The 24,930-nt window shown below is 74.4% G+C and carries 29 protein-coding genes; 13 read left to right on the top strand and 16 right to left on the bottom strand.

The window, feature by feature from the left end:
- Position 1: 1 nt before the first annotated feature.
- Positions 2–904, bottom strand: a complete 903-nt coding sequence (locus O7618_RS26045) for a sulfurtransferase (protein WP_278108762.1) — start codon at positions 902–904, stop codon at positions 2–4.
- Between the two features lie 110 nt (positions 905–1,014).
- On the opposite strand from O7618_RS26045, the gene O7618_RS26050 reads away from it, so the two are divergent.
- Complete coding sequence (locus tag O7618_RS26050) at positions 1,015–1,545, top strand: SigE family RNA polymerase sigma factor (protein ID WP_278108763.1); 531 nt, start codon at positions 1,015–1,017, stop codon at positions 1,543–1,545.
- Entirely contained in the window at positions 1,538–2,761 is a 1,224-nt protein-coding gene (cwsA, locus tag O7618_RS26055) for a cell wall synthesis protein CwsA (RefSeq protein WP_278108764.1), read from the top strand. The genes O7618_RS26050 and cwsA overlap by 8 nt, the downstream gene beginning before the upstream one ends.
- A 9-nt stretch (positions 2,762–2,770) precedes the next feature.
- Here cwsA and O7618_RS26060 read toward each other — a convergent pair whose 3' ends face one another.
- Positions 2,771–3,217 (bottom strand): hypothetical protein, encoded by a 447-nt coding sequence (locus O7618_RS26060; protein WP_278108765.1) that lies wholly within the window; start codon positions 3,215–3,217, stop codon positions 2,771–2,773.
- 3 nt (positions 3,218–3,220) lie between these two features.
- Positions 3,221–3,988, bottom strand: coding sequence for an SGNH/GDSL hydrolase family protein (locus O7618_RS26065; protein WP_278108766.1), 768 nt, complete (start codon positions 3,986–3,988; stop codon positions 3,221–3,223).
- 253 nt (positions 3,989–4,241) lie between these two features.
- Between O7618_RS26065 and O7618_RS26070 the strand changes: the two genes are divergently transcribed.
- Both O7618_RS26070 and O7618_RS26075 read left to right on the top strand, forming a co-directional pair.
- The gene (locus O7618_RS26070) at positions 4,242–5,639 is read left to right on the top strand and encodes a hypothetical protein (protein WP_278108767.1); all 1,398 of its coding nucleotides are present in this window, start codon (positions 4,242–4,244) and stop codon (positions 5,637–5,639) included.
- Between the two features lie 141 nt (positions 5,640–5,780).
- The gene (locus O7618_RS26075) at positions 5,781–7,046 is read left to right on the top strand and encodes a PQQ-binding-like beta-propeller repeat protein (protein WP_278108768.1); all 1,266 of its coding nucleotides are present in this window, start codon (positions 5,781–5,783) and stop codon (positions 7,044–7,046) included.
- A 10-nt stretch (positions 7,047–7,056) separates the two neighbouring features.
- Here the strand turns inward: O7618_RS26075 and O7618_RS26080 are convergent, their stop codons facing one another.
- Genes O7618_RS26080 through O7618_RS26090 form a run of 3 tightly spaced genes read right to left on the bottom strand, consistent with a single transcriptional unit; the run spans position 7,057 to position 8,515 of the window.
- Positions 7,057–7,569 (bottom strand): putative immunity protein, encoded by a 513-nt coding sequence (locus O7618_RS26080; protein ID WP_278108769.1) that lies wholly within the window; start codon positions 7,567–7,569, stop codon positions 7,057–7,059.
- Positions 7,566–8,141, bottom strand: coding sequence for a putative immunity protein (locus tag O7618_RS26085; protein ID WP_278108771.1), 576 nt, complete (start codon positions 8,139–8,141; stop codon positions 7,566–7,568). Before O7618_RS26085 ends, O7618_RS26080 begins: the two co-directional genes overlap by 4 nt.
- Before the next feature lie 47 nt (positions 8,142–8,188).
- Entirely contained in the window at positions 8,189–8,515 is a 327-nt protein-coding gene (locus O7618_RS26090; protein WP_278108772.1) for a hypothetical protein, read from the bottom strand.
- 95 nt (positions 8,516–8,610) lie between these two features.
- Between O7618_RS26090 and O7618_RS26095 the strand changes: the two genes are divergently transcribed.
- Together O7618_RS26095 and O7618_RS26100 are read left to right on the top strand one after the other, a co-directional pair.
- Positions 8,611–9,414, top strand: coding sequence for a helix-turn-helix transcriptional regulator (locus O7618_RS26095; RefSeq protein WP_278108773.1), 804 nt, complete (start codon positions 8,611–8,613; stop codon positions 9,412–9,414).
- Positions 9,405–9,596 (top strand): DUF397 domain-containing protein, encoded by a 192-nt coding sequence (locus O7618_RS26100; protein ID WP_278108774.1) that lies wholly within the window; start codon positions 9,405–9,407, stop codon positions 9,594–9,596. The genes O7618_RS26095 and O7618_RS26100 overlap by 10 nt, the downstream gene beginning before the upstream one ends.
- On the opposite strand, the gene O7618_RS26105 is transcribed toward O7618_RS26100, so the two are convergent.
- Positions 9,571–10,344 (bottom strand): class I SAM-dependent methyltransferase, encoded by a 774-nt coding sequence (locus O7618_RS26105; RefSeq protein WP_278108775.1) that lies wholly within the window; start codon positions 10,342–10,344, stop codon positions 9,571–9,573. The genes O7618_RS26100 and O7618_RS26105 overlap by 26 nt on opposite strands.
- A gap of 57 nt (positions 10,345–10,401) precedes the next feature.
- Here O7618_RS26105 and O7618_RS26110 point away from each other — a divergent pair, with 57 nt between their 5' ends.
- Both O7618_RS26110 and O7618_RS26115 read left to right on the top strand, forming a co-directional pair.
- Positions 10,402–10,677 (top strand): hypothetical protein, encoded by a 276-nt coding sequence (locus tag O7618_RS26110; RefSeq protein ID WP_278108777.1) that lies wholly within the window; start codon positions 10,402–10,404, stop codon positions 10,675–10,677.
- Positions 10,674–11,075, top strand: a complete 402-nt coding sequence (locus O7618_RS26115) for a PIN domain-containing protein (RefSeq protein ID WP_278108778.1) — start codon at positions 10,674–10,676, stop codon at positions 11,073–11,075. Before O7618_RS26110 ends, O7618_RS26115 begins: the two co-directional genes overlap by 4 nt.
- Here the strand turns inward: O7618_RS26115 and O7618_RS26120 are convergent.
- Complete coding sequence (locus tag O7618_RS26120) at positions 11,066–11,440, bottom strand: VOC family protein (protein WP_091061939.1); 375 nt, start codon at positions 11,438–11,440, stop codon at positions 11,066–11,068. The two genes, O7618_RS26115 and O7618_RS26120, sit on opposite strands and share 10 nt — an antisense overlap.
- Positions 11,441–11,509: 69 nt before the next feature.
- On the opposite strand from O7618_RS26120, the gene O7618_RS26125 reads away from it, so the two are divergent.
- The 4 genes from O7618_RS26125 (at position 11,510) to O7618_RS26140 (ending at position 14,927) form a co-directional block, all read left to right on the top strand.
- Positions 11,510–13,279 carry a proline--tRNA ligase gene (locus O7618_RS26125; protein ID WP_278108779.1) on the top strand — a complete coding sequence of 590 codons (1,770 nt, stop codon included), beginning with the start codon at positions 11,510–11,512 and terminating at the stop codon, positions 13,277–13,279.
- A gap of 55 nt (positions 13,280–13,334) precedes the next feature.
- Entirely contained in the window at positions 13,335–13,754 is a 420-nt protein-coding gene (locus O7618_RS26130) for a CBS domain-containing protein (RefSeq protein ID WP_278108780.1), read from the top strand.
- A 94-nt stretch (positions 13,755–13,848) separates the two neighbouring features.
- Entirely contained in the window at positions 13,849–14,274 is a 426-nt protein-coding gene (locus tag O7618_RS26135) for a SufE family protein (RefSeq protein WP_278108781.1), read from the top strand.
- A gap of 20 nt (positions 14,275–14,294) precedes the next feature.
- Positions 14,295–14,927, top strand: coding sequence for a DsbA family oxidoreductase (locus O7618_RS26140; protein WP_278108782.1), 633 nt, complete (start codon positions 14,295–14,297; stop codon positions 14,925–14,927).
- A gap of 36 nt (positions 14,928–14,963) precedes the next feature.
- Here O7618_RS26140 and O7618_RS26145 read toward each other — a convergent pair whose 3' ends face one another.
- From O7618_RS26145 to O7618_RS26170, 6 genes are all read right to left on the bottom strand, one after another.
- Complete coding sequence (locus O7618_RS26145) at positions 14,964–15,512, bottom strand: YbaK/EbsC family protein (protein ID WP_278108783.1); 549 nt, start codon at positions 15,510–15,512, stop codon at positions 14,964–14,966.
- A 96-nt stretch (positions 15,513–15,608) separates the two neighbouring features.
- Positions 15,609–15,758, bottom strand: a complete 150-nt coding sequence (locus tag O7618_RS26150; protein WP_278110257.1) for a hypothetical protein — start codon at positions 15,756–15,758, stop codon at positions 15,609–15,611.
- A 38-nt stretch (positions 15,759–15,796) separates the two neighbouring features.
- Positions 15,797–16,576: an NAD(P)H-binding protein gene (locus tag O7618_RS26155; protein WP_278108784.1), complete on the bottom strand. Its 780-nt coding sequence runs from the start codon at positions 16,574–16,576 to the stop codon at positions 15,797–15,799.
- A gap of 313 nt (positions 16,577–16,889) precedes the next feature.
- The gene (locus O7618_RS26160) at positions 16,890–17,024 is read right to left on the bottom strand and encodes a hypothetical protein (RefSeq protein ID WP_278108785.1); all 135 of its coding nucleotides are present in this window, start codon (positions 17,022–17,024) and stop codon (positions 16,890–16,892) included.
- Complete coding sequence (locus O7618_RS26165) at positions 17,021–18,265, bottom strand: MFS transporter (protein ID WP_278108787.1); 1,245 nt, start codon at positions 18,263–18,265, stop codon at positions 17,021–17,023. Before O7618_RS26165 ends, O7618_RS26160 begins: the two co-directional genes overlap by 4 nt.
- Before the next feature lie 55 nt (positions 18,266–18,320).
- Positions 18,321–18,611, bottom strand: a complete 291-nt coding sequence (locus O7618_RS26170) for a hypothetical protein (protein WP_278108788.1) — start codon at positions 18,609–18,611, stop codon at positions 18,321–18,323.
- A 126-nt stretch (positions 18,612–18,737) separates the two neighbouring features.
- On the opposite strand from O7618_RS26170, the gene O7618_RS26175 reads away from it, so the two are divergent.
- Positions 18,738–23,207, top strand: coding sequence for a cation-translocating P-type ATPase (locus tag O7618_RS26175; protein ID WP_278108789.1), 4,470 nt, complete (start codon positions 18,738–18,740; stop codon positions 23,205–23,207).
- A 7-nt stretch (positions 23,208–23,214) separates the two neighbouring features.
- On the opposite strand, the gene O7618_RS26180 is transcribed toward O7618_RS26175, so the two are convergent.
- Positions 23,215–24,162: an L-threonylcarbamoyladenylate synthase gene (locus O7618_RS26180; RefSeq protein ID WP_278110153.1), complete on the bottom strand. Its 948-nt coding sequence runs from the start codon at positions 24,160–24,162 to the stop codon at positions 23,215–23,217.
- 174 nt (positions 24,163–24,336) lie between these two features.
- The gene (locus tag O7618_RS26185) at positions 24,337–24,927 is read right to left on the bottom strand and encodes a winged helix-turn-helix domain-containing protein (RefSeq protein ID WP_278108790.1); all 591 of its coding nucleotides are present in this window, start codon (positions 24,925–24,927) and stop codon (positions 24,337–24,339) included.
- Positions 24,928–24,930: the final 3 nt, after the last annotated feature.

The following is a 24,930-nucleotide window of genomic DNA, read 5'->3' on the forward strand; positions in this document are numbered from 1 at the left end:
ATCAGCGGTTCAGGCCGCCGGGCTGGTCGCCCTTGACGACGGGCGCCCGGACCAGGTTGCCCCACTCGGTCCACGATCCGTCGTAGTTGCGCACCTGCGGGAAGCCCAGCAGGTGGTGGAGCACGAACCAGGTGTGGCTGGACCGCTCGCCGATCCGGCAGTAGGCCACCACGTCGTCGGCCGGACTCAGCCCGAGCTGGTCGGCGTAGATGGCCCGCAGCTCGTCGGCGGACTTGAACGTGCCGTCGTCGTTCGCGGCGGACTTCCACGGCTTGCTCACCGCGCCCGGGATGTGCCCGCCGCGCAGCGCGCCCTCCTGCGGATAGTCCGGCATGTGCAGCATCTCGCCGGTGTACTCGCCGGGCGAGCGCACGTCGACCAGCGGCCGGCCGGCCGCCACGTGCGCCATCACCTGCTCCCGGTAGGCCCGGATCGGCGCGTCGTTGCGCTCCGGCACCGGATAGTCGGCGCGGGGCCGGCTCACCTTCTCCCGGGTCAGCTCCCGACCCTCGGCGATCCACTTCTGCCGGCCGCCGTCGAGCAGCCGCACGTCGGCGTGGCCGAAGAGGGAGAAGACCCAGAGGGCGTACGCGGCCCACCAGTTGAAGTTGTCGCCGTAGAAGACGACGGTGTCGTCGCGGCCGATGCCCTTGGCCGCGCACAGCTCGGCGAAGCTCGCGGCGTCCAGGTAGTCGCGGGTGACCTGGTCGTTCAGCTCGGTGTGCCAGTCGACCTTGACGGCGCCGGGGAGGTGGCCGGTGTCGTAGAGGAGCACGTCCTCGTCGGACTCGACCACCACGAGCCCTTCGTCGCCCAGGTGCTCGGCCAGCCACTCCGTGGTGACCAGGCGCTGCGGGTCGGCGTACGACTGGAGGTGGGGATGCGGATCGCTCGGCACAGGCATGATCCCCAAGGTACGCCGGATCGCCGGGGTGCGGCGCCGGGAATCGGGTGCAGCGGATCCGGCGGGTCACACGTGACAGTTGCGAACACCGCCGACCGCAGAGGACCGCGATGACCCCACGGCAACAGGCCCGGGTGCCCCCGGGCGGGACCGCACCGGTGGACTTCACCGAGTTCTACCGGGCGCACTTCCACCGGATCGCGGTGCAGCTCTACGCGTACCTGGGCGACCACGGCGAGGCGCAGGACCTGACCCAGGAGGCGTTCTGCCGGGCGCTGGAACGCTGGTCGCGCATCGCCGCGTACGACGACCCGTCCGCGTTCGTCCGCCGGGTGGCCTGGAACCTGGCCACCAGCCGACTGCGCCGGATGCGCACCGCCGTGCGGCACCTCGCCCGACAGCGGGAGGAGCACGTGCCCGGCCCGGAGCCGGACCGGGTGGTGTTGCTGGAGGCACTGGCCACCCTGCCCGCCGACCAGCGCCGCGCGATCGTGCTGCACCACCTGGCCCACCTGAGCGTCGCCGAAATCGCCGAGCAGGTCGGCGCGCCGGAGGGCGCCGTGCGCTCCCGGCTGTCCCGGGGGCGGGCCGCGCTCGCCGGCCACCTCACCGAGACCGGATCGGAGCTGCGCCGTGCCTGACCTGGAGGACCTGTTCGTCGAGTTCGAGACGGCGGCGGCGGCCACCTTCCGGCCACCGGGCGTGGCCGACGCGCAACGCCGGATCCGGGGCCGCCGACGGCGACGGGGCCTGCTGGCCGGCCTGCTCGCGGTGGTGCTGGCCGGGCCGGCCTCGGCGCTCGCGGTCGCCCACCGCGCCGACCGGCCGGAACCGCGGCCGACGCCGTCGGTCTCGCCGAGTCCGACCGGTCGGCTCACGGTCCGCACCGTCACCCTGCCCGGGGTGCCCGGTGAGCTGGCCGACCTGCGCTTCGTCTCGGCCCGCGCCGGCTGGGCGCTCTTCGACACCTGCGTTGACGCGGGCGAGTCCCGGAGCGGGTGCCGGCGCACCGTCGCCCGGACCGTGGACGGTGGCGTGACCTGGCAGCGAGCCGGGCTGCCGGCGGTGCCGGACGGCGGGTTCCAGCTCCTGCCCGTGGACACGGACACGCTGGTCGTGACGACACGCGCGGGCTACCTGGTCACGGCGGACGGCGGGAACAGCTTCACCAGTCACCCGTACGAGGCGCCGCCGGTGGCGGTCCGGCGCGTCTTCGCCACCCCCAGCGGGCTCTACCTCGGTTGCCCCCCGGACGGAGTTCGGCCGAACTGCGACCGGCAACGCGTGCTGCGGGTGAGCGGCGGGCTGCACTTCCACCAGCCGCCGGTCACGCTGCGGTCGGACACCGAGAACGCACTGGTCGAGGGTGCCGACGGTCGACTCTGGCTCACGGTCGGCGACGACAACGGCCTGACCGTGGTGACCAGCGCCGACCAGGGCACCACCTGGCAGGAGCTGCCGCCGGTTCCCCGGGCCGCCCGGCAACTCGCGCTCGCCCCGGACGGGCGTGACGTCTGGCTGGTCCGGACCACGCAGCCGAACGGGGTGTGGCGGCTGGCTGGCACCCGCTGGGAACCCGGGCCCGCCCTGCCGGACGACACCGACGGGATCGCCGCGCCCGGCGCCGGCCTGCTGGTGGTCACCAGCGCGTACGGCGGGTTGGGCTTCGTGACCGGCGGCGGCTACGTCGAGGTGCCCGAGCTGCGCGGTCCGTTGCGGACCTCGGATCCGCGGGACTCGGATCCGCGCACCTCGGTGAGCGTGCTGCCGGACGGCACCGTCCTGGCCCAGCACGGCCGGTCGTGGTTCCTCGGCGTCGGTCGGGGGATGGACCGGAGCTGGTTCCAGTACTCCTGAAGCCGCGGATCAGGCGCGGCGGTGCACCAGCCGGCCGGCGACCACGGTGGCCCGGCAGGAGCCGTCCGGGTCGAACACCGCGAGGTCGGCCCGACCACCGACCACCAGCGCCGCCGGCCGGGCCGCGGGCAGGACCGCGACCTCGTTGCGCGCGGCGGCGGCCCGCAGCGCCGGGTCGGCGAGGTGCGCGTCGAGCACCGCGGCGGCGCCGAGCCGGAACAACGCGTGCACCCGCTCGCGCGGGGTCGGCGCCGGGGGCAGCGGGCCGTCGTGCACCGGCGCCGGCCCGAGCGTGCCGGCCCATCGCCGCACCCGCACCCCGGGGTACGCGGCGGTCAGCTCCGCAAGCGGCGCGACCGCCTCGACCCGGTCGCCACCGACCAGCACCCCCAGCCCGGCGCGCGGCTCATCGTCGAGGGTGAGCCGCAGCAGGTCGGCGGCGTGGACGGTGCGCACCGGTCAGCCGTCGACCGGACCGAGGACCGGACGCTTGGCGGTGACGAAGTCGCCGGAGGACCGGCCGGTCAGCCGGCGTTTGATCCACGGGGCCAGGTGCTGGCCGGCCCACCGCAGGTCGGCGGCGCGGGCGGCCAGCCACGGGGTGGGTGCCGGATGCGGCGGCACCATCAACCACTCCTCCTCGCAGCCGACGCCGAGCGCGGCGAGCACCTGCGCGGCGACCCGCCGGTGGCCGGCCTCCGACAGGTGCAGTCGGTCGGTGCTCCAGAGCATCGGGTTGAGGTAGGCCTCGTCGGAGTAGAGGTCGACCAGGATCGCCCCGTGCCGCTCGGCGACCTCACCGACCGCCCGGTTGAGCAGCGTCACCCGGGGGGCCACCAGCCGCTGCCCGGGCAGCCGGGCCATCACGTCGGCGAACCGGAACAGCACCACGTCGCTGCCACCGCCCCGCAGCCGCTCCACCACCTTGTCGAAGCGCGGCACGAAGACGTCCGGGTCGAAGGAGCGGCGCAGCACGTCGTTGCCGCCGGCCGCGAACGTGATCAGGTCGGGCTTCATGGCCAGCGCGGACGGCACCTGCTCGGCCACGATGTTCGGGAACAGCCGGCCCCGGATGGCGAGGTTGGCGTAGCCGAAGTCGGGCCCCGCCTCGGCGGCGAGCCGGGTGGCGACCAGATCGGCCCACCCCCGGTAGCTGCCGTCCGGATACGCGTCATCCATACCCTCGGTGAAGCTGTCGCCCACCGCAACGAAGCTGCGCCAGCGCACGGCGCCTCCCCTCCGACGTCCCCGCGGAAATGCGTCGCTCAGTCTTCCACCGCACCGGCCGGTCCCGCCCGCCCCCGGGGCCGGACGTGGTGGACGTCTCGACGTCCGGTTCCCGACAGCCGCCCGAGCGGACAAACCCCCCCGGCACGTGCGGGTGGGGCAGAATCCGCCGGCCGGACCGGGGATGATGTCAGCCGTCATCCGGTCGGGCGCGCCCCGGCCGGTCCCGCGTACGGCACGAGCGAGGATCCGAATGACGCAGGGGCACGCCTACCCACCACCGCCACCGACCTCGCGCCGGAAGCTCTGGATCGGGCTCGCGGCCGGCGCGCTCGCGCTGGCGGTCTGCGCCGGCGCCCTGGTCGGTGTCGGGCTGGGCCTGCGCGGCGACGACGAGGAGGGCGCGGCGCCGAAGGCGGCGGCCGCGGCCAACGGCGTCACGGTCACTGACGCCGAGCTGACCGCCCTGCTCGACCGGCACGGCAAGGCGCTGGCCGCGAAGGACCTCGACGGCTGGCTGGCCGCGTTCGACCCGGCGCGCGAGGACCTGGTCGCCGCGCAGACCCACCTCTTCCGCAACCTCGCCAAGCTGCCCCTGTCGGTGGCCCGCTACGAGACCGTCGAGAAGCAGGGCCGGGCCAGCGACGCCTTCGGCCAGGGCGTCACGTTCCAGCTCGACGTCTCCTTCGTGCACCAGTTCGACGGCTTCGACCTGGCCCCGGTCACCGAGTGGTACCGCTGGACGATCGTCCGCCCGGCCAAGGACGCGCCGGTCCGAGTCACCGCGGTCACCGGCGCGCCGGCGGCGGCCAACGGCAGCTCGAAGACGGTCTACTACCCCGGCCCGTGGGACCGGTGGCGGGAGATCCACGTCGAGCGGACGCCGCACACCCTGATCATCGCCGACTCCGCCCGGGCAGCGCTGGCGAAGCGGTACGCCCCGACCGCCGAGGCCGCGGTCGCCCACGACCTGGCCGTGTGGCGGGCCGGTGGCCTGCCCGGCCCGGTGCCGAACGGTTTCGTCCTCGCGCTCGCCAAGGGCAAGGACGAGATGGGCTCGCTCTACCGGATCGGCACCGGGAAGGCCACCGAGGCGGGTTTCTCGCTGGGCATGGTGGCGGCCGAACGCCGCGACGGGAAGTTCACCATCGGCGGCACCCGGGTGGTGGTGGACACCGACGAGAGATACTTCGGCCGCTCCGGCGGTCGCAACGACGCCGGCATGGTGTTCCGGCACGAGTTGGCGCACTCGCTGATGACGCCCCGGACGAACCTGACCGAGGTGGACGCGTTCGACAGGCTCGACGAGTGGGTGGTCGAGGGCTTCGCCGAGTACGTGGCCTTCCACGGCCGGCCGTTGGGCGACAGCGAACGCACGGTGGCGGCCCGGCGGCTGCTCCGCGGGTGGAACGGGAAGCTGCCGGGCAACGGCGACTGGAACGACCCGGACCTGGTCAGCTTCCACTACTGGCTCGGGCACACGGCGATGAACCACCTCGCCGAGAAGTACGGCGAGTCGAAGCTGTTCCGCTTCGTCGACGCCGTCTACGCGGGCACCCCCACCGACCGGGCCGCCCGGGACGTGCTGGGCGTGTCGCTCGACGAGTTCCAGGCCGGCTGGGCCGACTACGTCCGTGCGCAGACGCGCTGAACGGGATCGGAGACGGATGACGTACCAGCACCAGCAGCAGCCGCCCGCGTACCCGCCGACGGGCTGGCCGGGCCGGTCGGCGCGCCGCCGACGCCGCCGAGGAGGCGCGGACGCCTCGCGCTGTTCGCCGCCGGCGGCCTGGTGGCCGTGCTGGCGGTCGCCGCCGGCACCGCCTACGGCGTGTCCCGCCTGGTCGGCGGCGATGACGACGGGCAGGCGCTGCGCACCGCCTGGGTGCTCGACTTCCCCGAGCGGCAGCGCAACGGCCTGAAGACGTACGACGGGCAGGACATGTTCGGCGCCTGGCTGGTCGGCGACGCGGTGGTCCGGGCCCAGCCCGACGGCGTCATCGCCTACCGGCTCGGCGACGGCGGGCAGGCGTGGGGCGTGCCCGCGCCGCAGGGCAGTTCGCTCTGCGGCGCCGCCCGGGCGCTGGCCGAGGGACGCGGCGTGGTGGCGCTCGGCTCGGCCGACTCCTGCGACACCCTGGTCGGCTTCGACGCCGCCACCGGCGCCCGGTCCTGGCAGGCGACGTTCCCCGCCGAGCGCCGGGCGGGCCGCGACACGCTCGCCGCGCCGGACCTCTCGGTGGCCGGCGGCCAGGTGGTCGTCCGCGCCGACCAGCGTGTCCTCGGCTTCTCGCTGGCCGACGGGCGGCGGCTGTGGCAGAGCGACGCCGACCGGCTGCTGCCGGGGCGGGACTGCCGGCTCTCCGACGCCCAGGCCGCGGGCGACCTGGCCGTGGTCACCGCGCGCTGCGACGGCGACCGGGGCACGCTGCTCGGCCTGGATCCGGCCACCGGGAAGGTCCGCTGGCAGCAGCGGCTACCCACCGCGAGCGCCGGCGTGCTCAGCGTGGACCCGCTGGTCAGCCTGCCCGGCCTGAACGACTCGACGTTCGCCGCCCGGGACGCCCCCGGCAGGCCGCGCGCCACGTTCGGCAACCCCGTCGACGGTACGCGGTTCAGCGACCTGCCGGTCAACCGTTCCAACTCGGTCGAGGGCCCGGCGGTGCGGCCCCACCTGGCCGACGCCGAGACGATCTACCTGCCCACCGAGGCGGCGAACGTGCCGGGGAAGATGCGCCAGGCCAACCAGGTGGTGGCGATCGACCTGGCCACCGGCAAGCGGCGCTGGGTCTCGGCCGGGCACACCGACAGCGAGGTGGAGCTGATCCGCCTGGACGAGACGGGCCTGCTCGCCTGGGAGGTCGGCGACCACCGGGATCTCGCACCGCGACTGGTCCGGATCGACCGGGCCTCCGGGAAGGTGTCGGTGCTGGCCGAGGGCCCGAGGTCGGCCGGCACCGAGGGCAGCGACGCGACGGTGCTGGAACGGGACGGGACCGTGGTGCTGGTGCCGTGGAAGCACGTCGCCGCGGACGCCGCGATTACCGTGCTGCGGTGAGCCCGGCTCATCAGTCGAACGCCGACCAGCAGATGTCGTTGCGCAGGCGCTGGTCGTCGAGGACCAGCTCACGGATCGCCGCCGGGAGCCGCTCGCGCTGCCACCGGCACTCGGCACGCCCCGCCGCGTCGCCCCGACCGTCCGGCGCCGCCGCCCGCACCGCCTTGATCGCGTACGCGGCGGCGCCCAGCTCGTGCGCGGCCACATGGGCGACGGCCCCGGCCTGGCCGGCGGCGTACGCGGCGTGGCGCGCCGCCCCACGCAGGTCCCGGGCCGCGCCCATGGCATGACCGCCGGCCGCCCGGGACACCATCATGGTGACCTCGCCGCGCACCCACGCCCGGATGCGCGCGATCGCCTCGCGCGGGCGCGGGTCGTCCGGCCGGACCGCCTCGAACAGGCCGAGGACGTGCTCCGCGCAGTCGGCGGCCCAGAGCGCGAGCAGCCGGTGGTCGTCGTCGGTGAGCGTGCCGCCGCGACGGATCGTGATGAAGCGCGGATCCCGGACCTTCGGCAGGATCACGAGTCCTCCTCGTCGTCGGCGGCCGGCTTCCGTCGCAGGGCATCGTCCAGGGTGCTCATCAGCCGGGCGACCCGGCTGCTGCCACCGGTCACCGGTGGATAGCGGCGGAGCACGTCCACGAGCACGGGCGTGGCCCGCCGCCGCGCACGGACCAGCAGGGCGTCCCCGACCGCCGGGTCGCCGCCGGCCGTCAACTCCCCGATCCGCGCCGCGCTCGCCGCGGCCCGCAGGATGTGGCCGACCTGGTTGGCCTGGGCGAGCGGATGCAGGTACGCCGCGGCTGCGGCGTCACCGGCGGATCGGGCGGCCAGCCGTGCGGCCTCGGAAGGCGCGGACCGGGCCGCCCGGTGCGCCTCGATCGACGCCACCCGCTGAAGCTTCGTCCGGTCGGCGCCGTCGACGAACGTCCGGGCCGCCTCGATCGCCGCCCGGGGGCGCGGATCGTCGGGTACGGCCTGTTCGAAGACCGGCAGGACGTCCTCCGCGTGCGCGACCACGTAACGGGCCACCACGCGCGGCTCGTCCATCGTCAGGTCGAAGTCTCCGGACACCACTTGTCTACGTGCTGCCATGGCGGTGGATCCTATCGACGGAGACGGCCACCGCCCCTGCTCGACGGTCATCCCGCCCCGGCGACACCGCGCCGGTACGGGCCCCAGCCGACGAACCGGTCGAAGAGGTCGCGTGGGGTCGGGCCGTCGTGCGGGTTGAGGCGGAACAGGTCGTGGGTGGCCTCGTGGTAGAGCCCGGAGAGGTAGACGGCCAGGTCGATCGGGTGGTCGGCGTAGTCGACCTTGAGCAGGAGGCGGGCCTGGGCGCAGGGCCACGGTGCGCCGCAGGCACGGCAGAGCCACAGTGGCCGGAGCGGCAGGTGCGCCGGGTGGTCCGGCGGGTAGGGGCGCGGCCGGTCCGGGTACGGCGCGAGGCGGGGCACGGGAAGATTCATGCGTGACAGTCTGCTGAAACCGCCATTACGCTCGGAAGTCGTCGGCGCCGGCCCGGGAGGGGGTCGAGAAGCCGGCGGGCGATCGAGGAGACCGGGTGGAGAACGAGCCGACCGCCGAGTTGATCCGCGCGCAACTGCGGCGGCTACGACTCAAGGCCGAGTTGAGCCAGGAGGAGTTCGGGAAGCTGGTCCACTTCTCCAACTCGCAGGTGTCGGCGGTGGAGTTGGGCCAGCGGGCGCTGGACCGGTTCTTCCTGAAACGGGCCGACGAGGTGCTGGGCACCGGCGGCCTGTTGACGTCACTGCTCAAACTCGCCGAGCGGGACGGCCAGCCGAGCTGGTTCCGCCCCTGGCTGGAAGCCGAACGCCAGGCCCAGCAGTTGCGGTGTTATCAGCCGAGCCTGATCCCCGGCCTGTTGCAGACCGAGAACTACGCACGCTCCATGATCCACACCGATGACATGCTCGGCAGCGAGGAGGGTGACCGGCGGCTGGCGGTCCGGCTCGACCGACAGTCGGTGCTCACCCGGCCCGAACCGCCCAAGTTCGTCGCGATCATCGAGGAAGCGGTGCTGCGCCGCGCGGACGAGTCCTTTCGTGGGGTGATGAGCCAGCAGGTCGCACGCCTGATCGACGCGACCGAACTCCCGCACGTCGCCGTCCACGTCGTTCCGGTCGACGTGGGCCTGCACATCGGACTGACCGGACCGTTCACACTCGCCCGCGGTGCCGACGGAGGCTGGATCGGCTACCTGGAGAACCAGCTCGGCGGCACAGTGATCGACAACGATGACGACGTGGCTATCCTGCTGTCCAGGTGGGAGAGCGTGCGGAGCGAGGCGTTGTCTCGCCGCCAGTCGATCGAGCTGATGAAGGAAGTGGTCGAGTCATGGACCTGACCGGCGCTGTCTGGCGAAAGGCCACCCGGAGCGGCCAAAGCGAGTGCGTCGAGGTGGCGGGCAACCTGGCCGGGGTGGTCGGGGTGCGCGACAGCAAGGACCCGACCGGGCCGGTCCTCACCTTCACCCCCGAAGCCTGGTGCGCCTTCGTCCGGGTCAGCGGGAGCCGCGCACCGCGCTGATCAGCACCGTGTGCTTGCGTACCCGGAAGGCGCCGTCCGCCTCGACGCGGGCCTGGACCACGTCGCGGGCGGCCGACTCCTGCGCGGCGGTGAGCGGCCCGATCATGCTGGCGACGTAGGCGAGGACCGGCTCCGGGGCGGGCACCGCCAGGTCGTCGGGGTAGCGCTCCACCGTCACGTCGGTGAAGTGGGCGGCGACCCGGGCGGGCGTCGTCTCGGCGGTGACGTCGTTCTCGTGGAACCCGAGGCCCAGGTCGGGTCGGCCGATGACCGGGCCCAGCGCGTCCAGCTCGGCGAGGTGGTCACGGCCGTTCACCGCGACGGCGAGCCGCCCGCCGGGTCGCAGCACCCGGGCGTACTCGGTGAGCGCGGCGTCGGGGTCGTCCAGGTGGTAGAGCATGTGGTTGGCGATCACCGCGTCGAAGGTGACGTCGGCATACGGCAGGTGGGTGGCGTCGCAGCGCCGCACCCGAGCGCCGGGCACGTCGCGCAGTCGGTCACACATGGCCGGTGAGAAGTCGGTCAGGGTGAGGCGGAGGCCGGTCGCGGGACGGCCCACCCGACGCCACAGCTCACCGGTGCCGGTGCCCACCTCCAGCACGTCCCCGGCCAGCGGCAGCCGCGCACCGAGCCAGGCGAACCAGTCCTGCGGATTGGTGCCGTAGGCGTGCAGCGCCATCCGGGCGGTGAGGTTGCCGGTCGTGGTCGCGTACTGGCTCACCGCGCGAGCCGACGGCGTAGCGGTCACCTCGGTAGCGTAAAGCCACCGGCTCCGATTCGTCGCACCTGCATGCATAATGAATGCATGGTTGCTCTGCAGATCCGAGACGTGCCGGAAGACGTTCGGAACATGCTCGCCGCCGAGGCCAGGGCGCGTGGCCAGTCGCTCCAGGCATACCTGCTGGAGTTGGTGGAGACCCAGGCCCGACGACTGCGCAACGCCGCGATCCTGGACGGCTTCGGCGGACGGTCCGACGGCACCCGGTCCTTGCCCGGGGAGAGCGCGGCCGACCTGGCCGACGAGCGCGGCCAGCGCGGAAGCGAGCGGAGCCGGCGCGAAAGCCGGGGCGACGCTGCATGATCGTGGTGGACGCGTCCGCCCTTGCCGACGCCCTCGTGGACGACGGCCCGATGGGCGACGCGGCACGATCCGAGCTGATCGCCGACCCGCACTGGGCATCACCCGGCCACCTGCTGATCGAGGTCATGTCGGTCATCAGGGGCAAGGCCCTGGGGCGGAAGCTGGGAGCCGCACGTGCGCAGGAAGCGGTCGATGCCCTGCAATGGCTGGTCGTCGACGAGATCCCAGCCACCGCTCTTGTCGAGCGGATGTGGCAGCTCCGAGGAAACATCTCCGCCTACCACGCGGCGTACGTCGCGGCAGCGGAGATGTTGGCCTGCCCCCTGGTGACCGGCGACTCCCGACTCGCCAAGGTGGGTGGTGTCCGGTGTGAGGTCCGGCTGATCGGTCAGAGATAGAGGCAGAACGGGTGGCCGACCGGGTCCAGGTGCACCCGCACGTCGTCCTGGGGCTGGTAGTCCGCCACCGTGGCGCCGAGCGACACCGCGTACGCCGAGGCCACGTCGAGGTCGTCGACCTTGATGTCGAGGTGGAGCATCATCGGCGGGTCGCCCGGGCCGGCCGGCCACACCGGACGCACGTACGCCGGCTCGTCCTGGAACGCCAGCGTGGCGCCGCCGTCCGGCGGGGCCAGCACCACCCAGTCGTGCTCGTCCTCGCGGCGCGGCCAGTCGAGCAGCCGCTCGTAGAAGACGGCGAGTTCCTGCGCGGACGGCGCGTCGAGCACGGTGGACGTCAACGAGAACCGGGGACGATCTTCCATACGACAGTCATACCCCGTGACGGCCGAAAGGGATCGCCCGCGCGCCGATCGTCGCCGTACGCTGCGGCCATGCTGCTACGCGTGTCCACCCTGCTGCTCCGGACCCTACGCGAGGACCCGGCCGACGCGGAGGTGCCGAGCCACCGGCTGCTGCTCCGCGCCGGCTACGTCCGCCGCGCCGCGCCGGGCGGCTACACCTGGCTGCCGCTGGGCAAGCTGGTGCTGGACCGGATCACCGCGATCGTCCGGGACGAGATGACCGCGATCGGCGACCAGGAGGTGCACTTCCCGGCGCTGCTGCCGGCGGAGCCCTACCGGACCAGCGGGCGGTGGACCGAGTACGGCGACGACATCTTCACGCTCGCCGACCGCAAGGGCGCCGAGCACCTGCTCGCGCCGACCCACGAAGAGGTGGCCGCGCTGCTGGTGAAGGACCTGTTCACCTCGTACCGGGACTTCCCGGTGACGCTGTTCCAGATCCAGACGAAGTTCCGGGACGAGGCCCGTCCCCGGGCCGGGCTGCTGCGCGGGCGCGAGTTCCTGATGAAGGACGCCTACTCGTTCGACCTGGACGCCGCCGGGCTCCAAGCCGCCTACGACCGGCACCGGGAGGCGTACCGGCGGATCTTCACCCGGCTCGGGCTGGACTTCACCGTGGTGCGCGCGATGTCCGGCGCGATGGGCGGCTCTGCGTCGGAGGAGTTCCTGGCCGCCACGCCCGTGGGTGAGGACACCTACGTCGGCTGCACCCGCTGCGACTACGCGGCCAACACCGAGGCGGTGGTGACCCGCGCGCCGGCGGCCGGCGACCCGGACGCGCACCCGCCGATCGAGGCGCACGACACCCCGGAGACGCCGACCATCGCGTCCCTGGTCGACCTGGCGAACGACCGCGCGCTCGCCGGCCGCCCCGGGTGGACCGCCGCCGACACGTTGAAGAACGTGGTGCTGACCGTCCGCCGGCCCGGCGCCGAGCGGGGCGAACTGCTCGTCGTCGGCCTGCCGGGTGACCGCGAGGTGGACCTGAAGCGGGTCGAGGCGGCGTTGCACCCGGCCACCGTCGCCGTCTTCGACGACTGGGCCGCGCACCCGGAGCTGGTCCGCGGCTACCTCGGGCCGCAGATCCTGGCCAAGCATGGCGTCCGCTACCTGGTCGACCCCCGGGTCGTCACCGGCACCACCTGGCTGACCGGGGCCAACGAGCCGGGCCGGCACGCCACCGACGTGGTCTGCGGGCGGGACTTCGTGCCCGACGGCACCATCGAGGCGGCCGAGGTGCGCCCGGGTGACCCCTGCTCGGCCTGCGGTGACGGTGAGCTGACCCTGCGGCGGGGCATCGAGGTGGGCCACATCTTCCAGCTCGGACGGAGGTTCACCGACGCGTTCGCGGTCGACGTGCTCGGCCCCGAGGGCAAGCCGGTCCGGCCGACCATGGGCTGCTACGGCATCGGCGTGTCCCGGGCGGTCGCCGCCGTCGCCGAGCAGCACCACGACGACCGGGGGCTGGTCTGGCCGGCCGCTGTCGCGCCGTGCGACGTACACCTGGTGTCGGCCGGGAAGGGGCCGCAGCTCGACGCGGCGCTGGAGCTGGGCGGGCGCCTCGCCGCCGCCGGCCTGCGGGTGCTTGTCGACGACCGCACCAACGTCTCCGCCGGGGTGAAGTTCACCGATGTCGAGCTGATCGGCATCCCGCGCGCCGTCGTGGTCGGCCGTCGTCTGACCGAGGGGTACGTGGAGCTGCGCGACCGGGCCGGCGGCGAGCGGACCGAGCTGTCGACCGGGGACGTGGTGGCGCGCCTGCTCGACGAGGTGGGTGCGACGCGCCGCAACGGGGTGTAGCGATTGCGCCACCGGGTACCGCAGGAGGATCGACCGAGGCGTTCCGGAGGCTCTCATGTACCGCGTCACCGATGTGATGACCAAGCAGGTGGTCTATCTTCCCGCGGAGACCCCGCTGGACGAGGCGGCCCGGGTGATGAAGGAGTCCGACATCGGTGACGTGGTGGTGACCGACGGGGCCACGCTCGCCGGTGTGCTGACCGACCGCGACATCGTGGTCCGGGCGGTGGCCGAAGGCGTCGACCCGAGCACCACCACGATCGGCTCGATCATCACCCGCGAGGTCGTCATGATCGAGCAGCACTGCACGGCGGCCGAGGCGGCCTCGCTGATGCGCGAGCGCAGCATTCGGCGGGTGCTGGTCTGCGACAACGAGCGGAAGCTGGTCGGCATCGTCTCCCTGGGCGACCTGGCCATCCAACTCGACCCCGATTCGGCCCTCAGCGACATCAGCCAGGCCCCTCCGAACTCGTGAAAGGAGGGGCCCCTTCTTAACGCCTCTGGTAGAGAAGGGGCCCCTTCTCACCGCCCGCGACGGGTGGTGGGCGGAGGGCGGATAGCCTCGACCCATGCCCGAGATGCCGACCAAGCTGGCCGAGATCGTCGACGAGTTCGCCGCCGCCCCGCGCGACGTCGTGCTGGAGATGCTGCTGGAGTTCGCCGACGTGATCCCGCCCCTGCCCGAGGGAGTCGACCGGGCCGAGCTGGAGCAGGTCCCCGAGTGCCAGACCGCGTTCTTCCTGCGCGCCGAGGTGAACGCGGACAAGACGGTGAGCACGGTCTTCGACTGCCCACCGGAGGCGCCGACCACCCGGGCGTTCGCCGGCATCCTCGCCGAAGGGCTGGCCGGCGCGAGCGCCGAGGAGGTGCTGTCCGTGCCCGACGACCTCTACCAGCGGATGGGCCTGGCCCAGGCGATCAGCCCCCTGCGGGTACGCGGCGGCACGGCCATCCTCGCCCGCCTCAAGCGCCAGGTCCGGGAACAGATCGCCTGACCTGCGGGTTGTCGCTGCACATGGAGATCGAGATCTACGCCGACGTCGCCTGCCCCTGGTGCTGGATCGGCAAGCGCCGCCTGGAGCAGGCCATCGAGTCGTACGACGGCAAGGTGACCATCACCTATCGGCCGTTCCAGCTCGACCCGGCGCCGGTGGCCGAGCCCAGGCCGCTGCTTGACGCGCTGGGCGACAAGTTCGGTGGCCGGGACAAGGCCGACCAGATGGCCGCCCACGTGTCCGAAATCGCTGTGGGCGCGGGTCTCGACCTGCGGTTCGACCGGGCGGTGGCAGCGAACACGTTCGACGCGCACCGACTGGCGCGGTTCGCCGCCGAGCGGGGTCGTGCCGCCGAGATGGTCGAGCGGCTCTACCGGGCGCACTTCTCCGACGGTCTCGACGTCGGCTCGATCGACGTGCTGGTCGCGCTCGCCGCCGAGGTCGGGCTGAACGGGGACGAGGCGCGCGGCTATCTGGCGTCGAACCTCGGCCGTCGCGAGGTGGCCGCCGAGCTGAGCGCCGCGCACCGGCTCGGCGTCTCCAGCGTGCCGACCTTCGTGCTGGCCGGGAAGTACGCGGTCACCGGCGCCCAGGAGCCGGAGACGCTGCTGGCGGCGCTGCGCGAGGTGGCTCAGCGGGAGGCGGCCGAGTGATGTTTCACGTGGAACAAGATCGATGCGGGTGAGACCCTAGGCCGGCCTGGCCAGCTCCTCCACCACCCTTGCCCCGGGCAGCGCGCCGAGCGCCGGCCCGGGCAGGGCGATCTTGCTGTGGCGTACGCCCGAGCCGATGATCACGTGCGGCGTGGCGATCACCCGCGAGTCGACCAGGATCGGCCACTCCTCGGGCAGCCCGATCGGGGTGATCCCGCCGTACTCCATGCCGGTCAGCTCCACCGCCTCGGCCATCGGCGCGAAGCTCGCCTTGCGGACGTCGAGCAGCTTGCGGACCACGCCGTTCACGTCGGCCCGGGTGGTGGCGAGCACGATGCAGGCGGCGTAGCGGGTCTCACCGCCGCGCTTGCCGGCGACCACCACGCAGTTGGCCGACTCCTCAAGCCCCACCTCGTACGCCGCGCAGAAGGCAGCGGTGTCGGCCAGTTCGGCGTCGATCGGGGCGACCAGCACCTCGTCGACGTCGACCGGCGCCTCGTCCGGCCATCGCTCCACGGCCGCGGCGACCGGCGGCGCCAACAGGTCGAGTCGCACCCGGGCCGGTTCGGTCTTCAACGTTCCCATCACTGGCCGATCCTCGCACCCGCGCGGCGGATCCGCTCACCACGTGGTTAAGCGGGGCCCGTTCCTATACCGGATGCGTTAACAGGGGGCCCCTCCTTACACCTCGGTCAGGTGGCGCCGTTGCGGCACCTCGGGGCGGTTCGCCTCGGCGTCCTGGATCCCGTGCCGGACGCCGACCCGGATCACGCCGTAGAGGAAGACGAAGCCGAAGACGTAGAGCACCACGGTGGCGACGAAGACCAGCATGGCGCTCACGCTAGGCCGACCCGGGACGCGACCGTCCCTCATCTTCGACCCGTTCCCCCGTACGTGTCCGCGAGGTGGTCCGCCCAGGTGCGGGTGCCGGTCGGTGTGGCGGTCGTGGTGAGGGCGCCGGCGCGCAACTCCCGGCCGAGCCGCCCCGGGATCCGGACCGGCACCAGCGGCCGGCGGGACCGGCGCGCCGTGAGCCAGGACCGGGCGGCCTCGTCGAAGCGGAGCACCTCGGGGCCGCCGAAGTCCTCCACCCGGTGCGAGGGGCCGGCGAGCAGCAGCACCGCCAGCCGGTCGGCCACCTCGCCGGGGTCGACCGGCTGGGCGAGCACGGCCGGGTCCCCGAGCACCGGACCCAACCGGCTCGCACCGGCCAGCAGCTCCGCGAGGAAGCCGGGGAACTGGGTCGCCCGCAGCACGCTCCAGGGCACCGCCCCGGCGGCCACCACCTGCTCGGCCGCGTGTTTGTGCCGGTAGTAGCCGAGCGGCACCCGGTCGACGCCGACGATCGAGACGTACACCAGGTGCCGCACCCCGGCGTGACCGGCGGCCACGGTCAGCCGGCGGGTGCCGAGCACGTCGATCTCGTGGGTGCGCCGGTTCGGCGACGAGGCCAGGTGCAGCACCGCGTCCATCCCGGCGACCGCCTCGGCCAACCCGGCGCCGGTGGCCAGGTCGGCGGTCACCCATTCGACGCCGTCGCCGGTCCCGGGCCGGCGGCTCACCGCCCGGAGATCGAACCCCTCGTCCCGCAGCCGCGGCACCGCCACCCGCCCGAGCCGTCCGGTCGCCCCGGTCACCAGCACCCGCATCGCCACATCCTCCCGCTCTTCCGCGGCGCGGCCCTCCCAGGGTGGCCGGCGTCCGGTCCGCGCCGGTCGAGTCCGGCCGACGTGAGACGGGATACCCGCAAGGATCGTGACCGGCCACCGGAGACGGGCGGCCGCGGACACGGGCAGCGCGATGGGCCAGGCGGGCCGCGCCGCGCTGCCGGCGCGCAGAAGGAAGACTTACTTTTGGACGGTATACCTCTCAGGCATATTTATGACCGAGAGGTATAGCGCGAAAAAGTGATGCCTTCTTCCTCCGGCATCACGCAGCGTGAACACACCCCGTCGGTGCCGCTCAACCGGCCGGTCGGGGTGCCACTCGACCGGCGAGCAGCAGGCCGAGCAGGCCGCAGCCGGCCGCGACCGCCAGCGTGGCCGCGTAACTCGCCGGGCCGGGCGACGAGCCGCTGGCCAGCAGCGCCCCGGTCAACGCCAGCACGGTGGCCGCCGCCAGCGAGTCGCCCAACTGCAACGCGGAGGAGTTCCGGCCCTGCTCGGCCGGGGCGGACAACTCCAGGGTGAGCACCGACAGCGAGGGGTAGAGCAGCCCCATGCCCAGACCGGCGACCGCCCAGGCGAACACCGCCGACGCCACCGGAACCCCCGGCAGCAGGCCGACGCGACGCCCGCCGTACCGACGGCGATGCAGGCCAGCCCGGCCCGGGGCAGGCTGGCGGTGGAACGGGGCAGGGCGATCCGGCCCTGGATCCACGAGCCCACCGACCAGGAGAGCGCACCGACGGTCAGCACCAGCCCGGCGCCGGTGGGCGTGAAGCCACGCTCCCGGGAGAGCATCAGCGGAATCACCACCTCCGCGCCGACGAACGCCGCCGAGGCCAGGCCCCGCAGGCCGATCACCGTCGGCAGCCCGCGCGCCGCCCGCAGGAACCCGGGCGGCAACAACCGGGGTACGCAGGTGAGCAGCCCGGCCGACGCCACCGCGATGAGCGCGGCGGCGAGCACGCCGCGCTGCTGCCCCCCGTGGTGCAGCAGTGCGGCGCTCGCCCCCGCCCCGCAGGCCCAGCCCACCCGGGCCAGCGCCCCGGCCGGCGGTCGGGTCGGCACGGTGCCGGCCAGCGACCGCAGGCCCGGCTGGATCAGCAACACCGCCGGCACCGCGACCGCCGGCACCACCAGGAACACCCAGCGCCAGCCCAGGTGCTCCACGATCAGGCCGGCCAGCGCCGGCCCGACCAGCGACGGCACCACCCAGGCCGCCGCGAAGGCGGCGAACATCCGCCGCCGCAACCGCTCCGGGTACGCGTGCCCGACGATCACGTAGAGCGCCACCGAGAGCAGACCCGAGCCGAAGCCCTGCACCACCCGCCCGGCGACCAGCACACCCATGCTGGTGGCGGCGCCGGCCAGCGCCAGGCCGGCGACGAACCAGCCCACGCCGTGCCACATGGCCGGGCGGGGGCCACGCGCGTCGCACCAGATGCCGGAGGCCACCATCGCCACCACACCGGAGGCGAACGGTCCACCGAAGGCCAGCGCGTACAGGCCGAGCCCGCCCAGGCTGCGCGCGACCGTCGGCATGGCGGTCCCCACCGCGAGGGCCTCGAACGCCAGCAGGGACACCAGGGCGACGCTGCCCACTGTCATCGCCCGCAGGCCCGGCGACCACAGGTCGACTGCGGAGGTCTTCGGCGCGGCGGTGGCGGTCGTCATGGGCTCCAGCCTGAGACCTCAACCGCGGTCGAGGTCAACTGTGGGCCCGGTCTCGTCAGGCGGTCTCCAACGCCTCGCCGACGCCCTTCGCCAGCCCGGAAGTGTGCTGGTCGGCGAGGACGTGCCCGGCGGTGATGACCAGCGCGAGCGGCCACTCGATGACCTGCAACGCGGCGAGCACCCCGACGCCGGCGTAGTAGGCCAACTTGTCCGGCGGCGGCACGGCCACCTCACCCAGCAGCGGGAGGTGCACCCGCCGGCTGTACGCCTGAACCGTCTCCCGTGCTCCGCTCAGGTCTCGCGTCAGCGTGCTCATCCCGGCCTCCCCGATGAACGACGACGGCATCCGGCCCACGGCATTCCACCGCCCCGGGCGTCCATGCGCCGGGTGGCGCGGAAACTTCCCCATCCCGGGTGCATAACGGACGCCGCGCCGGGAAGTCGGGCCGCCGGGACGAGACCGGGAGGCGACATGGCGTACGGGTTCGCCGGTCTCCTGCTGTCACCGGCAGCCCTGCCGGGCACTGTCGCGCGGATCGCCCGTACCGTCGGGTCGTCCCTGCCCGGCCCGCCCGTGCCGCCCGCCGTCGCCGAGGCGGCGGGGAGCCTCGGGGCCGCCGCCACCCGCCTGGCCCGGCTGACCGGCCTGACGCGGCGGCGGGTGTGGTCGCAGGACGGCCGGCACCACATCGAGGTGCACGGCGTGTGCCAGGACGGCGGCGATCGCCTGGCCCGGCAGGTCGAGGCGGCCCTGGCGGCGGTGCCGGGCGTGACCTGGGCCCGGGTGAACGCGCCGTCCGGACGGGTGGTGGTGGCGACCGAGGAGCCCGGCCCGAAGCTGCGCGACCTGATCGACACGGTGGCCCGCGCCGAGCGGGTGTGCCCGTACGAGCCGGACCCGGAGATCGCTCCGCCACAACCTCCCGAGGACGGCCCGCGTACCGCACGCACCCTCGGCGCGCTGCTCTCCGACGCGCTCGGCCTGAGCATCTCCGCGGCCACCCGGATCCTGCCGCTCACCCCGGTCCCCGCCGAGGTGGCGGGCCTGCTCGGGGCGATCGACCTGCACCCCAGGCTGCACGCGCTGGCCGGCCTCGGGGTACGCGCCGATCCCCGCGCCGAGGTGCTCTTCCCGCTCGCCGAGGCGGTGGTGCAGGGCCTCACCGGCGGTTGGGCCGGCATCGTGCTCGACGGCGCGCAGCGGGTGGTGCAGTGGGGTGAGGCGCGGGCCCAGCTCGTCGCGTGGAGTCGGGCCGAGCCGAGGCTGACCGGAGATCCGGACCGGGCGGTCGCCCGGGTCCCGGACGGCGAGCGACCCTGCCCGGTGCCGGACGGACAGCCCGAACGCTACGCCAAGCGGGTGCTCGCCGCCGGTGCGGTGGCCGGCGCCGCGGCATTCCCGGTGGCCGGCGGCAAGCGGGCCGCCGCACTGGCGCTCTCCTCGCTGCCGAAGGCGCCGGGCAGCGGGCGCGAGGGCTACGCCGCGCAGCTCGGCCGGATGCTGGCCCGGCGCGGCGTCATCGCGATGGATCGCAGTGTGCTGCGCGAACTGGACCGCATCGACACCGTGTTGCTGGATGTCGCGGTGCTCGGCTCCGACCGGGGTGTGCTGTCCGACCTGGCGCCGCTGCCCGGTGCCGACGTCCAGCAGGTGGCCGCCCGCGCGTTCGCCCTGTTCGACCCGGCCCACCCGGACGCCGTACGGTCCGACGACGGTTGGCGGATCGGGCCGCTGGACCGCCTCGACGCGGAGGACCCCGGGGACACCTCGGACAGCGGGCGGCTGCGCGCCGGCGGAGGTCGGTTGCTCGGCCTGGCCCGGGACGACCGGCTCGCCGCCGTGCTGCGGTTCGAGCCGGAACCCGCCCCGGGTGTGGACGCGTTGGTGTCCGCCACCCGCCAGGCCGGATTCCGGCTGGTGGTCGGCGGTGCCGAGGACGGCCGGTACGACTTCGCCGACCGGCGGGTGCCGGGCGGGACCCGGCTCGACGAGGCGGTCCGCGACCTGCAACGCGAAGGCGCGGTGGTGCTCGTGGTCTCCGGGGAGCGCTCGGCGCTCGCCGCCGCCGACTGCGGCCTCGGCGTGTCCGCGCCGGACGACCTGCCGCCGTGGGGTGCGCACCTGCTGGTCGGCGACGACCTGCGGTCCTCCGCCATGATCGTCGACGCCGCCGGGGTGGCGCGCCGAATGACCGGGCAGAACATCCGGATCGCCATGGCCGGCAGCGGGCTCGGCGCGCTCGGCGCGTTCACCGCCGACCGGCGGCAACTGCCCCGCCGTACGCTGGCGGCGGTGAACGGCGCCGCCGCGGTCGCGTTCGCGCACGGCGTCTTCCGGGCCCACCGGCTGCCGGACCGCACCGGCACCCCGACGCCCGCGCTCACCGCCTGGCATCTGATGCCCGTGGAGACGGTCCTGGAGCAGCTCGGCACCCACCCGACCGGGCTGACCGACGAGGAGGCCGGCCGCCGCCGGGGCGCGGAGGCCGGCGACGGGCACGGACCGGCCGGGCTGCTCCGCGCGTTCGTCGACGAGCTGTCCAACCCGCTCACCCCGGTGCTGGCCGCCGGGGCGGTGCTGTCCGCCGCGTTCGGCTCGCTCGTCGACGCGGCGCTGGTCGGCGGCCTGGTCGGCGGTTCCGCGCTGATCGGCGCGGTGCACCAGCGCAACACCGAGCGTTCCCTGGCCGAACTGCTGTCCCGCTCGGCGGTCACCGCCCGGGTGCGGCGCGACGGCGCGGAACGGGTGGTTCCCGCCGAGGACCTGGTGCCCGGCGACGTGATCAGCGTCAGCTCCGGTGACGCCGTACCGGCGGACTGCCGCGTGCTCACCAGCGACGGGCTGGAGGCCGACGAGTCGTCGCTGACCGGCGAGTCGCTGCCGGTGGCGAAGAGCCCTGAACCGGTGGTGGCGGCGGCGATCGCCGAGCGGCGTTCGATGCTCTTCGAGGGCACCACGGCGGCCGCCGGGCACGGGACCGCCGTGGTGGTGGCCACCGGAGCGCAGACCGAGTCGGGCCGGAGCCTGGCCATGGCCCGGCAGGCCCCGCCGGCGAGCGGTGTGGAGGCCCGGCTCGGCAAGCTGACCAGCACCGCCGTACCGCTGGCGGCCGGCTCGGCGATCGCGGTCGCCGGGGCGGGGCTGCTGCGCGGCGTACCCCTGGCCGAGACGGCGGCGACCGCCGCGAACCTGGCCGTGGCGTCGGTGCCGGAGGGGTTGCCGTTCCTGGTCAGCGCCGCGCAGCTGGCGGCGGCGCGGCGACTGGCCGAGCACGGCGCGCTGGTGCGCAACCCGCGCACGATCGAGGCGCTGGGCCGGGTGGACGTGCTCTGTTTCGACAAGACCGGCACCCTCACCGAGGGGAAGCTGCTGCTGGCCGGCGTGGGCACCGGCGACGACCGGTACGCCCCGGCGGACCGCCTGGACGACGTGCTCCGGTCGACGCTGGCCGCGGCGTTGCGGGCCACCCCGGCCGCGGCCGACCCGGACGAGCTGCCGCAGCAGACCGACCGGGCGGTACGCCGGGGCGCGAACGCGGCCGGGGTGACCGAGCGCACCGGGGCCGCGGACTGGACCGCGACCGGCGGGTTGCCGTTCGAGCCGTCCCGGGGCTACAGCGCCACGGTCGGGCGCACCGCGGACGGGTCGCTGCTGAGCGTGAAGGGCGCGCCCGAGTCGGTGCTGCCGCGCTGCGCGTCCCGGCGTACCGCCACCGGCGACCGGCCGTTGGACGCGGCCGGTCGCGACGAGGTGCAGGCGATGCTGGCCGCCCGCGCCGGCGCCGGGCACCGCATCCTCGCCCTGGCCGAGTGCCGCGTCACCACCGACGCGGTCACCGACGAGCAGGTGGACGGCCTGGTCTTCGTGGGTTTCCTGACGCTCGCCGACGGGGTGCGGGAGAGCGCCCGGCCGGCGGTGGAGCGGATCCGGAAGGCGGGCGTGCACACCGTCATGATCACCGGCGACCATCCGGCCACCGCCGAGGCGATCGCCGCCACGATCAGCCCCGACCACGGGCAGCAGCGGGTGGTGACCGCCACCGACCTGGACCGGCTCGACGACGCCGCCCTCGCCGAGCGGTTGATGGCCACCGACGTGGTGGCCCGGTGCACGCCCGCGCACAAGGTGCGGATCATCCAGGCGTTGCAGCGCCGGGGCCGGACCGTGGCGATGACCGGCGACGGCGCCAACGACGCCCCGGCGATCCGCCTGGCCGACGTCGGGATCGCGCTCGGCCAGCGCGGCACGCCCGCCGCCCGCGCCGCCGCCGACCTGGTGGTCACCGACGACCGGCTGGAGACGATCATCGCCACGCTGGTCGAGGGGCGGGCCATGTGGTCGTCGGTGCGGCACGCGCTGAGCATCCTGGTCGGCGGCAATCTGGGCGAGATCGCGTTCAGCGTGCTGTCCGCCGCCTCGACCGGCCGGTCGGCGCTGACCGGCCGACAACTGCTGCTGGTCAACCTGCTCACCGACCTGGCTCCGGCGCTGGCCATCGCGGTCCGCCCGCCCGCCGAGGACCGCACCGACCACCTGCTGCGGGAGGGGCCGGACTCGTCGCTCGGCGCCACCATGACCCGGGAGATCGGGCTGCGGGCGGCGGCGACCACGCTGGGCGCGACCGCCGGCTGGACGCTGGCCCGGTGGACCGGCACGCAGCGCCGCGCCGGCACGGTGGCGCTCGCCTCGCTCATCGGCACCCAGCTCGGCCAGACCGTGCTGGCCGGTGGCACCAGCCCGACCGTGCTGGCGGCGACCGCCGCGTCGGTCGGCGTGCTGGTCCTGGTGGTGCAGACGCCCGGGGTCAGCCAGTTCTTCGGTTGCACCCCGCTGGGCCCGGTGGGCTGGACCATCGCCACCGGTTCGGCGCTCGGCGCGACGTTCGCCAACGGCGCGTTGACGCGGCTGGTGGACCGCCTGCCGCAGCCCGGTTCGTCCTGACCGGCGGTCAGTGCCAGGTGGCGGCGGCCCGGCGTAACCGGTCGTTGATCGCCCGACCCACCCCTTCGTCGGGCACCGGCTCGGCGACGATCGCGGTGACTCCGGCGGCGTCGAGCCGGTGCAGCGCGTCGAAGAGGCGCGCCGCCGCCGCGGTCAGGTCGCCGTCGGGCGAGAGCACCTCCACGGCCGCCCAGTCGCCGTCCGCGGGTGGCTCCCGGAAGGCCAGGAAGCCCCGTCGGCCGCCGTCGTGCTCGGCCGCCGTGCCCAACCGCAACGGGGTACGCGGGGCGTAGTGCGCGGCCAGCGTGCCGGGCGCGACCGGCTGGCCGGAGCTGCCCTGGCGCACCTCGACCGGCCCGACCGCCTCGACGAGCGCCTCCACCGGCAACGCGCCGAGCCGGAGCACCACCGGCCGCTCGCCTCGGGCGTCGACGATGGTGGACTCGATGCCGCACCGGGTCGGACCACCGTCGAGCACCAGGTCCACCGCGTCGCCCAGCCCGGCCACCACGTGTTCGGCCCGGACCGGGCTGAGCTGGCCGAACCGGTTGGCGCTCGGCGCGGCCACCGGCACACCGGCGGCGGCGATCAGCGCGCGGGCGGCCGGTTCGTCGGGCACCCGCACCGCCATCGTCTCCAGGCCGGAGGTGACGATCGGCGGGATCGCGGCGGGCCGGTCCACGATCAGCGTGAGCGGACCGGGCCAGAACCGCTCGACCAGCGCGGCCACGGCCGGCGGCACCGCACCGACCAGCCCGGGCAGGTCGGCGGCGTCGGCCAGGTGGCTGATCAGCGGGTCGAAGCTGGGCCGGGCCTTCGCCTCGAAGATCCGCGCGGCGGCGCGCGCGTCCAACGCGTTCGCGCCCAGCCCGTAGACCGTCTCGGTGGGGAAGGCGACCAGCCCGCCGGCGCGCAGCACGGCGGCGGCCTCGTCGATGCCGCTGCCGGCCGGCAGGACGCGGGGGGATCCGGTGCTCACGCTCCGACGCTAGCCTGCCCCGGTCGCCCTTCCGGCGCGACCCCGCCCGCATCACCGGTCCACGGTTTGGCGGCAGTGATCGTGGGTGACGACGGCAGGCGCTGGCCGGCAACGCTTCGCGGGTCGTGCTTTCCGGTGTGTGCCCCGTGGTCAGGCGTGCGGGTCGGAAGCGGGGTCGGCGTCGGGCAGGGTGGGCGCGTCGGTGGGGTAGAGACCGGCGGCGAAGCCGTACACCTGGTCGCCGGCGCGGGGGATCTGGGCGAACCGTCGGGCCAGCGCCTGCACCTCCGCCCAGAACTCCCGCACGTCCTCGATCGGGATACGCGCGTGCACCAGCGTGCAGCGCAGCTCGTCGGCGGCGTGCGCGGCGGCCGCCTCGGCCGCGGCCTCGGCGAGTCCGTTGATCCGCGCGACGACCTGCTTGTCCTCCGGCCGGTGGAGCGCGCCGACGTAGTAGGTGCGGGCCACCCGGCCGTAGAACCGTTCCTCGACGGCGCGGACCCGACGGGTGCGCACCACCCGCAGCAGACCGGCGTCGACCAGTTGGTTCACGTGGTAGGCCACGCTGCTCTTCGGTCGGTCCACGGCGGCGGCGAGCTCGTTCACCGTGGCGGCGCGCTCCAGGAGCAGTTCCAGGATGGTGCCACGCAGCGGGTCGGCGAGCGCGCGCAACTGCTCCGGGGCGGTGACCACGAGCAGGTCGTCGAGGTCGTAGTCCGGGATCCGCTGATTGACCGACATTTC

The sequence above is a fragment of the Micromonospora sp. WMMD980 genome (genome assembly GCF_029626035.1).
Taxonomy (GTDB): domain Bacteria; phylum Actinomycetota; class Actinomycetes; order Mycobacteriales; family Micromonosporaceae; genus Micromonospora.